Consider the following 8,843-nt stretch of genomic DNA (forward strand, 5'->3'; position numbering starts at 1 on the left):
CGTCCCGGTCCCGACGCGGCCCCGCACGGGCCCCGATGGGCGTCCACCGGCTGGCCCGGCAGGCGTTCGCCGGAACTGCTGGCACTGATCCGAGTGGCCGGCGCCGGAGGCGATGCATCGTCGCCGGGCATCGATCACTTCGATCCGTGGACCCTCCGCGGGGCACGTTGCGCGGCAGCGGGCGCTGCCGCGACTGGCAGGTCTTCGGGCTCATGGGCATTCGGGATCGCTCCCGGTTCCTACACCACCGCTTCCCAGGCCTCGCGGCCCAGTGCCCGTTGTGGCATTGTTCCCATATACCGCTGCGGGACAGCTCCGGACTCCCACCGGAATTCCCTCTTGCGACGACCCGCCTGGTGGTGGGCCGAACCAGTACTTCTCAATGTACACAAGATGCCGCCGACGTGCGCCTTCGGGGTCGCCCAGTAACCCGCGCCGGTGCGCCTGCGGCGGACCGGGGGAACCCGCCCCCGCTCCCTTTCGGAAGACCCGCTATCGTCGGCACGGGCGATCCGGCGGAGGAGAGGTGGGAGACGATGAGCGACGCGGACGGATCCGCACTCGAGGTGGCGCCCGACGAGGAGCAGGAGGTCACCAAACTCGAACTGTTCTTCGACCTGGTGTACGTCTTCGCCGTCTCCCAGCTGTCTGGTCACCTGCTGGAGCACCTGAGCTGGCGCGGCGCCCTGGAGACCCTCGTGCTGCTGCTGGCGGTCTTCGGCATGTGGGCGTTCACCACGTACGAGTCGACGATGGTGCTCAGCCGCCATCGCCGCAGCCAACTGGTGCTGCTGGCGGTCATGGTGCTCGGCCTGGTCATGAACGCATCGATCGGCGAGGCCTTCGAGGACTCCCCGTGGACCTTCGTCGTCCCGATGCTCGTCATCCAGTACGGACGCACGCTCGTCACCCGCTCCTACGACGCCTACCCGGCACTGCGCAACCACCGCAGCGCCATGCTCGTGTGGTTCACCCTGTCGGGCATCCCGTGGATCGGCGGCGCCATCGCCGCGCCCGAGCACCGGCTGTGGTGGTGGCTCATCGCAGTGGGCATCGACGTGCTCGGCATGCGCACCTATCACCCGGTCCCCGGCATCGACCGGTCCAGTCTGGGCGAGGTCGGCTTCGACATGGCCCACCAGATCGAGCGCTGCCGGCTCTTCCTCATCATCTGCCTGGGCGAGGCCATCCTGACGACGGGAAGCGCCATGATCCGCGGCCTCCACCACCCGCTCGCCATCGCCACCGGGATGCTGTCGATGGTCGTCATCATGTGCATCTGGGCGCTGCCCTTCGGCTGGGACTCCTACATCGACCGGTACGTGGAGGGGAACAGGCAGGAGCGTTCCCCGCTCGCCAGCGGGGCCCTCGTCACCGAGGGCCAGCAGGTGCTCGTCATCGGGCAGGTGGCCCTGGCGGTCGGGGCCGAGCTGGCGATCGACGAGCCGGGCGAGCCGCTGCCGATCGCCGCGACGGCCGTCCTGTTCGGCGGCGTCGCCCTGTGCACGCTGACGCTGTGGGCCTTCCTGGCGAACTTCACCGACAAGCACATCTGGGTGCCGTTGGTGACCTCGGCAGCGGCCTGCCTCGTCTGCGGGGCCGTGGTCGTCCTCGCTCATGCACCGGGCATCGCCGCCATGGGGCTGCTGTCCGCCGTCATGCTGCTCACCTGCTGGCGCTACTCGAGGGTGATCACGGCACTGTGAGCCGGCTCCGGGGCCGGGCTCACCCCGCAGGCCTCCCGGCTGAGCCCGGCCTTATCACCGAATCTCCTTGTGATTCTCCAAAAGAATTCTACAAGACCCCTGTTTCTACAAGATCCTGGTGGATATGGTGACCGCGTCCGCACCATTGCAGGAGGTCGTCCATGTCCGCCATCAACCGTTCTCGGCGCCGTTCCGCCCCGGGCAGGGTCCTGGCCCTGGCGCTGTGCGCGACGACGGCCCTCTTCGGAGCGGGCTGCTCGTCCGGGCGGGGCGACTCGCAGCAGAGCGCCTCGTCCTCCACCCCGGCCAGCACCGACCCGATGCCCATGACGGGCGCGCAGTTCCCGCTGAGCATCACCGATTTCAGCGGGCAGAGCGTCGACTTCGAGTCCGCCCCGCAGCGGGTGTGCGTCCTGGCCGGTACCGCCATGAACATCTGGTACGACGTGGGCGGCACGGCCGTCTGCTCGGTCGAGATCACCGACAACGTGAAGGTGGTCCCCGAGAACGAGGCCGCGATGCGCGCCGTGCCGACGGTCGGGGCCACCTCGAATGTCGACATCGAGGCCGTCAGCTCCTACGACCCCGATCTGGTCATCGTCATGGGCGGGGCGCAGGACACCGTGCTGTCCCGCCTGCGCGAGCTGGGCATCCGCGGGCTCGAGGTGAGGGCGCGCTCGCACGACGAGCTCGACTCGATCTACCGCGCCTTCGGCGCGCTCACGGGCCATTCCGACACGGCGCAGGAGCGCATCGAGCAGATCGACGAGCAGATCGACGGGGTCGTCGACCGGCTGCCGGACGAGCAGACCTCGGTCGTCATCGTCTACGTGACGGCCGAGTCGCTGGCCGTCAAGCTCGACGACTCGATCGCCGGACAGATCGCCGGCACGCTGCGCCTGACGAACATCGCCTCGGGCCTGACCCCCGACGATCCCGGCTCGGAGACGACGCCCCTCGACATCGAGGCCGTCGCGGCCGGCCGGCCCGACTACGTGCTCGTCACGAGCATGGTCGACGACGACGCGGACGCCCGGGCGCGCATGGACGAGGAGTTCGCCTCCAACCGGGCCTGGCAGGCGGTCGACGCCGTGCGCGAGGGGCGCATCGCCTACCTGCCCCAGGAGTACTTCCTGCTCAACGGCGGGCCCTACTACGGGGACGCGGTGACGTACCTGGCCGCCAGCGTCTACCCGGACGTCTACGGCGATGCGCAGCAGTACGCATGAGCACGGCGGGCGGCGGCCCGGCTCGGACCATCGCGCCCTCTCGCAGGACAGGCGGTTCCGCGTCTGCGTCTTCGCGGCGCTGGCCGCACTGCTTCTCGTCGGGGCCCTGTACGCCATCGGCGCCGGCTCCATCCGCCTGCCGGTCGGCCAGGTCCTCGACGCCCTGGCGGGTCGCGACGCCCCGCAGCGGCGGGTCGTCTGGGACATCCGGTTGCCGCGCATGCTGCTCGCCGGGCTGGTCGGCATGAACCTGGCCGTCAGCGGCGTCATCCTGCAGGCGGTCATGGGCAATCCGCTGGCGGACCCGAGCATCATCGGCGTCTCCTCGGGCGCAGGCCTGCTCGGCATCGGCATCATGCTCGTTGCACCGACCCACTTGGCGCTCGTCACCCCGGCCGCCTTCGCCGGCGCGATGGGTGCGGCCTCCGCGATCTTCCTGCTGGCCTGGAGGGGCGGCATCCGACCGCTGCGGATCATCCTGGCCGGCGTCGCCGTCTCGGCACTGTGCGGGGCGGGCATCTCGGCGTTCATGGTGCTCTTCTCCGACCGCGTGGCCAGCGCGCTCATGTTCATGAACGGCTCGATGTCGATGCGCGGCTGGACCGAGGTGCGCGGGCTGTGGCCGTACTCGCTGGTCGCCCTGTCGCTGGCGCTGTGCTTCTCGCGACGGCTGAACGTGCTCGTCCTGGGCGACGACGCGGCCGGCTCGATGGGCATGAACGTGCAGGCCAACCGCGTCTTCTTCACCGCCCTGGCGGCCGTCCTCGCGGCCAGCGCGGTGAGCGCCGTGGGCCTGTTGAGTTTCGTCGGCCTGATCGTGCCGCACATCATGCGCATGGTGCTGGGTCCCGACCACCGGCTCACCGTGCCAGGTTCGATCCTGGCCGGCGCGGTCCTGCTCATCATCAGCGACACCCTCTCGCGCACGGTCTTCGCCCCGGTCGAGATCCCGGTGGGCATCACGATGACCGTCCTGGGCGTGCCCTTCTTCCTCTTCCTGCTGAGAAGGGCCCTGTGAGCGGCGCAGGGGGCGCCGCGAGCGCGGACGTGTCGGTGCGCGGGCTGGCCGTCGAGCTGGGCGGGCGCGAGATCCTGCACGGCATCGACCTGGACCTGAGGCCCGGACTCGTCCACGGGGTCATCGGGCCGAACGGCTGCGGCAAGACGACGCTGGTCCGTGCACTGTGCGGTGCGGTGCCGGTGCGCGGACGGGTGCTGCTGGGCGGCGAGCCGGTGGCGCGGATGAGCTCGCGGCGGCGCGGGCGCGCGGTGGCCGTGGTCTGGCAGAACGCCCAGGCGGGCCCGGACGTGCGGGTGGCCGACATGGTCGGTTACGGGCGCTACGCCCACCAGAACTGGTTCTCGACGCGCGACGCCGGCGGGCGGGCCGCGGTGGACACCGCGCTGGGGCGCACCGGGCTCACCCCGCTGGCGGACCGCCGCATCGGGACGCTCTCGGGCGGCGAGCGCCAGCGCGTCCGGCTGGCCGCGGCCCTGGCGCAGGAGCCGCGGGTGCTCCTGCTGGACGAGCCGACGACCCATCTGGACATCGCCCACCAACTGGAGATCCTCGACCTCGTCCGGGAACTCAACGCGGAGCGCGGGCTGACCGTCGTCATGGTGCTGCACGACCTGACCCATGCCGCCCGCTACTGCGACAACACCGTTCTCATGACCGACGGGCGCGTACGGGCCACCGGCGCCCCGTCGGAGGCGCTGAGCACCGAGGCCATCGAACGGATCTTCGAGGTCGACGCATGGGTCGGCACCGACCCGGCCAGTGGGCAGCCGGTCGTGGCGCCCCGATCGCGGCGGGCCGGCTCCGCCTGACGGGCCCCGCCCCCGCCAACTGAGCGGAATTCCCCACCACAAGGAGAAACGTTGAAAACAAAGGTTTTGACGGCAGTCCTCGCAGCGGCACTGGCACTGCCCCTGTCGGCCTGCTCCGGGAGCTCCGGCGACTCGGCGAGCAGCGCCTCCCGGAGCGGGACGGGCGCCTCGGCCGGTGCATCGAGCGCATCGGGCTTCGAGACGGCCGGCGGCGTGCTGACCGCGACCGATCCCGAGGCGAACCTCTCCGATGGCGCCGGCGTGCGCATCACGATCGAGCCCGGCGCCACCGGCAAGGCGACCTTCCAGCTCATCGACCCGGCGAGCGGCTCGGACTACAGCGACTGCCTCGTCTTCGACTACGCCGAGCGCACCTTCGTCCGCCACCACGACGTGGCCGCGCGGGGCGCGGCGTACGACTACACGATGAGCCTGGACGACCAGACCCTCATCGCCATCACGGACGAGCAGGGTGATGACGCATCCGAGGCGGTGCGCCGGTACGGGCGCTGGGACTCGGCGCAGACCGAGACCGCCGATCTGCTGACCACCACGCAGCGGTACTTCCAGGACAAGTACGGCACCACCATCGAGGAGCAGGTCGTCCAGGGCTGACCCGGCGGGAGGGGCGGTCCTCCTCCGGGGGCGGCGGGCCACGAGCACGCGGTACGCATGCGCCGCGCCGCGCGGTTCCTGCGATCGGACGCGCAGGAGCCGCGCGGCGTGCTCAGGAGGTCGGTCGGGTGTCGGGGTCAGGGGAGGGCTCGCCCTCTCCCTCTGGAGCACAACCCGGCCTGGTAACTCGGCTCGTGCCTCTTGATCGTCTTGATGACCCGGCCGGTCACGGGCATCAGGGCGTACTGCAGGGCGATCTTGTAGAGATAGCCGACGACGGTGTAGTTCACGAGCCGGCCAGGACCCGTCAAGCCGATCGCATGCGCCGCGATGAGGCAGAAGAGCAGCGTGTCGATGAACTCGCCGGCACCGGTGGACGAGGCGAGCCGCCCGTACAGGCCCTTCTCGTGGTGGCGCCTCTTGCCGAGCCACATGAGGAAGGAGTTGGCGCTCTGCCCACCGGCGAAACCGACCACGCCGGCCAGGACGACCTGCCAGACCGGGCCGAGGGCCATCCGGAAGGCTGCGTCGCGGGCGGTGCCGTACTCGTCCGACAGCCCCGGCAGCACGATGATCACCCAGTAGACCGCCGAACTCAGGACGTTGACGACGAAACCCGTGGCAATGGCCTGGCGGGCGGCCCTGGGCCCGTAGAGCTCGGTGATCGAGTCGCCGAGAATGTAGCTGAACGGGAAGATGAAGAAGGCGCCGTCGGTGAGGACCGGGCCGAACCGGACGGCCTTCGATCCGCCGATGCCCGACAGCACGATGATGACGGCCAGGGCGGCCAGCATGATCGGGTAGAAACGGGAGCCCGTGCCCGCGTAGACGGGGCCGGAACCCCCGCCCGTGGTGTCGGAGGCGCTTCGCTCGGGGAGGGGCCGCCCGCCGCCGGCGGGATCTGCTGCACGGGGTCCTGTCACGGGCGGCAAGTGTATTCACCGGTTCCCGCCCGGCGCTCCGGGCGGGTCCAGCGCTCGGACGGCACCGGCCGGGGTTCCCGAGCATCTTGATTTTCGAGACACCCTGTCCCTCAGGAGAGCCTAAGCTGATACTGTGACGTCACCGACACCCGGGAGGAGCGGTCCGCACGGGGTCTGTCACGAGTGCCGGGCGGCCCTTTCCGGTGGCGGTGGCCGGCCGCGGCCCGCGGCACATCGCGCTTCAAGAGGACATGGTCATGCGCATCACGATCATCAGCGTGTGCCCTGATCTGCTGTCGGCCTTCATCGACGCCGATCAGGGACTCGCCGTAGAGCACCCGGGCGTCTGCGAGCTGCGCCTGTTCAACGCCACCACCCCGCCCGGACCCGACGAGCTGCGCCGGCTGCCCGGGACGATCGCCGACAGCGACTTCCTCGTCGTCGACCTCAACGGCGCCCCCCAGGCCTGGACCGACGCACTCGCCGAACCCGTCGGCGCCTACCAGGGCGACATGCTGCCGCTCGGCCGTCTGTTCACCGACAGGCTCCGGCTGGGCACGGTGCGACCGGCCCCCGGCGGCGCGCCGATCGCCCCGGCGGGTCCGGGCGTGCAGCCGACGAGCGCCGAGGGCGCCGACCCCGAGCAGTTCGCCGCCGACGCCCGCAACCTGTCACGGCTGCTGAGGCTCTTCCACGCGATGAACCGGCCGTGCGCGATGGCCTTCCTCACGACGCTGCTGCACGACTACGGCGGCCACCCCCGGATCCCCGTTGCGGACGCGGAACCGCCCGCCGGCGGCGTCGCACCCGTCGACCTGGCCACCGGCCGTGAGTTCACCGACGTCGCCGGCTACATCGAGGCCGTCGGCGGCCCCGGGCGGCGGCAGACGGCGCTCGTCCTCTACCCCGGCAACGGCTACCCGATCGACTCGACGGCCGCGACGAAGGCCGTCGTCGACGCGATCGACGAGCACTGCTGGGCGCTGGCGCTGGCGGTGCGCGACGCCACCCGCACGGTCGATGAGCTGCGCCGCCAGCTCGGCGAGGCCGGGATCGTGCCGGACATCGTCGTCAACATGCTCAACCTGCGGCTGGGCACGGGCTTCGGCGGCGGCAGGGGCGGCGACGGCGCCGAGCTGCTCGACGAGTGGGGCGCCGCGCACGTCCACCCGATCCTGCTCACGCGCATCACGATCGACCAGTGGCGGACCGCCCCCTCGGGCCTGAGCCCGGCCAAGGTGATGGTCTCGATGATGCTCCCGGAGATCGACGGCTGCATCGACGAGATCCCGGTGGCCGCGATGAGCGAACCGCGGATCGACGAGCGCTACGGCGTCGCCATCAACGAGCTCACCCCGATACCCGAGCAGATCGACCGGCTCGCCGGGCGGGTGGCCGGGCTGGCGCGCCTGCGCCGCCTCGACCCCGCCACGGCGCGCGTGGCGGTCATCGGCTACGACTACCCGGCCGGGGAGAGCAGACTGCTGGGCGGCTCCTTCCTCGATGCGGCCGCCTCGATGTCGGCGGTACTGGCCGAGTTGGCGCGTACCGGCTACCGGGTGGGGACGCCCGGCGCCGACGAGCTGCTCGACCAGCTGCTGGCCCGCGCGGTGAACTCGCCGCGCTACGGTGCGCCGGACGAGCCACTGGTCTACCACGGGGCGCGGGCCCGCGCCGATCTGGGCGACGAGCTGGCCTGGGCGCGGGTCGACGAATCCTGGCCGGCTGACGGCCCCACGCCCCCGATGACCACGCCCGAGGGCGACTATGTCATCCCGGCGCTCGAGTTCGGCAACGCCCTGGTCGGCATCCAACCGGGCCGCGGCGGCGCGACGGCCGACGCGCAGGCCCACGACAAGACGGCCCCGCCGCACCCGCAGTACCTGGCCTTCTACACCTGGCTGCAGAAGGTGTGGCGGCCCGATGTGATCATCCACGTCGGCACGCACGGGACGATGGAGTTCCTGGGCGGCAAGGAGAACGCGGTGAGCACGCGCTGCTTCCCCGATCTCATGATGGGCCCGATCCCGCACGTCTACCTCTACTACGCGGGCAACCCGGCCGAGGGGCTCATCGCCGTGCGCCGCTCGCACGCCCAGCTGGTCAGCTACCAGCCGGTTCCGCTGGTGCCGGGCGGCCTGCACGAGGCGCTCGCCGAGCTGGACGACCTGGTGGCCGAGTACCGGCGCAGCCTCGCGCTGGCGCCGGCCACGAGCGCCGAGCTGCTCGAGGAGGTGCGCAGGCGCGCCCGGGCCGAGCACCTGCCCACCGACCCGGACGAGCTGGAGCCCCACCTCGACCGGCTGGCCCAGTCGCTCGCCCCGATGGGCCTGCACGTCTTCGGCCAGGCCTGGACGAGCCAGGAGACGCGCGCGGTGGTGCACGGCGTCCTCGACCACGGCGGTGCCGGGCTGCCCCGCGCCGTCGAGCTCGTCGCGGAGTCGCAGGGCCTGGACCCGGCCGCGCTGGACGAGCTGCCCCGCGCCGAGCTGGCCGGTCTGCGTCAGGAGGCGGCCCGGCTCATCGACGAGGCCCTGGAC

Annotated in this window: 7 protein-coding genes and 1 riboswitch; of the genes, 6 read left to right on the forward strand and 1 reads right to left on the reverse strand. The window is 71.4% G+C overall.

Annotated features, from left to right (window positions below; translation table 11 throughout):
- Positions 1-177: 177 nt before the first annotated feature.
- Positions 178-389: riboswitch (cobalamin riboswitch) on the reverse strand.
- 147 nt (positions 390-536) lie between these two features.
- The 5 genes from R2N01_RS05510 (at position 537) to R2N01_RS05530 (ending at position 5,380) form a co-directional block, all read left to right on the forward strand.
- The gene (locus R2N01_RS05510) at positions 537-1,706 is read left to right on the forward strand and encodes a low temperature requirement protein A (RefSeq protein WP_316669265.1); all 1,170 of its coding nucleotides are present in this window, start codon (positions 537-539) and stop codon (positions 1,704-1,706) included.
- A 161-nt stretch (positions 1,707-1,867) separates the two neighbouring features.
- Entirely contained in the window at positions 1,868-2,935 is a 1,068-nt protein-coding gene (locus tag R2N01_RS05515) for an ABC transporter substrate-binding protein (RefSeq protein ID WP_316669267.1), read from the forward strand.
- On the forward strand, positions 2,916-3,953 hold the full coding sequence (locus R2N01_RS05520) for an iron ABC transporter permease (protein WP_316669269.1): 1,038 nt from the start codon (positions 2,916-2,918) through the stop codon (positions 3,951-3,953). The genes R2N01_RS05515 and R2N01_RS05520 overlap by 20 nt, the downstream gene beginning before the upstream one ends.
- The gene (locus R2N01_RS05525) at positions 3,950-4,765 is read left to right on the forward strand and encodes an ABC transporter ATP-binding protein (RefSeq protein ID WP_316669271.1); all 816 of its coding nucleotides are present in this window, start codon (positions 3,950-3,952) and stop codon (positions 4,763-4,765) included. Before R2N01_RS05520 ends, R2N01_RS05525 begins: the two co-directional genes overlap by 4 nt.
- Before the next feature lie 51 nt (positions 4,766-4,816).
- Complete coding sequence (locus R2N01_RS05530) at positions 4,817-5,380, forward strand: hypothetical protein (protein ID WP_316669273.1); 564 nt, start codon at positions 4,817-4,819, stop codon at positions 5,378-5,380.
- Positions 5,381-5,517: 137 nt separating this feature from the next.
- Here R2N01_RS05530 and R2N01_RS05535 read toward each other — a convergent pair whose 3' ends face one another.
- Positions 5,518-6,303 carry a queuosine precursor transporter gene (locus R2N01_RS05535; RefSeq protein WP_316669275.1) on the reverse strand — a complete coding sequence of 262 codons (786 nt, stop codon included), beginning with the start codon at positions 6,301-6,303 and terminating at the stop codon, positions 5,518-5,520.
- A gap of 257 nt (positions 6,304-6,560) precedes the next feature.
- Here R2N01_RS05535 and R2N01_RS05540 point away from each other — a divergent pair.
- A partial coding sequence (locus tag R2N01_RS05540; protein WP_316669278.1) for a cobaltochelatase subunit CobN occupies positions 6,561-8,843 on the forward strand: 2,283 nt, incomplete at its 3' end.

Source organism: uncultured Propionibacterium sp., from assembly GCF_963539965.1.
In the GTDB taxonomy this organism is placed as follows: domain Bacteria; phylum Actinomycetota; class Actinomycetes; order Propionibacteriales; family Propionibacteriaceae; genus Propionibacterium.

Coding starts and splice junctions, on each gene's coding strand:
- R2N01_RS05510 (WP_316669265.1), top strand. CDS start 537: ATGAGCGACGCGGACGGATCCGCACTCGAGGTGGCGCCCGACGAGGAG.
- R2N01_RS05515 (WP_316669267.1), top strand. CDS start 1,868: ATGTCCGCCATCAACCGTTCTCGGCGCCGTTCCGCCCCGGGCAGGGTC.
- R2N01_RS05520 (WP_316669269.1), top strand. CDS start 2,916: ATGCGCAGCAGTACGCATGAGCACGGCGGGCGGCGGCCCGGCTCGGAC.